The organism is Acutalibacter sp. JLR.KK004 (genome assembly GCF_036941085.1).
In the GTDB taxonomy this organism is placed as follows: domain Bacteria; phylum Bacillota; class Clostridia; order Oscillospirales; family Acutalibacteraceae; genus Acutalibacter.
Genome location: NZ_JAYMNQ010000009.1, coordinates 1 through 726 on the forward strand (window position 1 = coordinate 1; position 726 = coordinate 726).

The 726-nt window shown below is 45.9% G+C and carries 2 protein-coding genes; both read right to left on the bottom strand.

Annotation, left to right across the window (positions count from 1 at the left end; all coding sequences use genetic code 11):
- Positions 1–105 precede the first annotated feature (105 nt).
- Complete coding sequence (locus VSQ30_RS20545) at positions 106–375, bottom strand: helix-turn-helix domain-containing protein (RefSeq protein ID WP_160578847.1); 270 nt, start codon at positions 373–375, stop codon at positions 106–108.
- A gap of 98 nt (positions 376–473) precedes the next feature.
- Positions 474–726 (bottom strand): DNA adenine methylase (locus tag VSQ30_RS20550; protein ID WP_334467147.1); only part of this gene is annotated, 253 nt, incomplete at its 5' end.

Here is a 726-nt window from a genome sequence, read left to right on the forward strand (position 1 = left end):
TGTAGCTTTGCGAAAAAACCGCAAAAAAATTTCAAATTATCTGCAAAAAAAGAAGAGCGCTTAAATGGTAAAATAAACCGTTTAAGCGCTCTTACTTTTTAGAAATCAGCTTGGCTTTTTCCTGCGGTTTCCGTGTTCCTCAAGGATAAGATTTTCCCCTGTCCGGGGCTGCTGGTTCGGTATGTATTCCAGCAGCTCAGGCAGGGTGCAGCCCAAAGCCTCACAGATTTTGTCCAGGTGTTCGAAGCTTACCCGCTCGGCTACTTCTTGATATAAATCGCTGATAGTACCGGGCCGGATGCCTGTTTCCCTGGACAATTTGGCTTGTGTCCACCGGCGTTCGCCGAGGATTCTGGATAGATGAATTTTAATCATCTTTCATGCCCCTTTATTGGGCATTTTACCAGAAAGAGTATAATTTGTCCGCACTTTGTAAGGTTGTGACAAATATCGTAAGAACCTTACAATATCTGTTAGAAGTTACGGATAATCACTTCCGCATACTGCTTTTTATTTTCCCCGCTGCCAGACAGGTTTTCCCTGCGCTCTATCCTCTCGATAGTATAATCCTTATACAATTTCCGCACCTCGGGGCAGTCATTGTAAGAGAGGATAAAACGGCCCTTAACAGGCTCCAGAGCGGCCCGTAAGCGCTGGTGGTCATCCGGGGTAAAAGGGGAGTCATAATACCCCTCGGTGCCAATATACGGCGGGTCAAGATAGAAC

Bases quoted from the DNA above. Each gene is read 5' to 3' on its own strand.
- VSQ30_RS20545 (WP_160578847.1), bottom strand. From the start codon at position 375: ATGATTAAAATTCATCTATCCAGAATCCTCGGCGAACGCCGGTGGACA.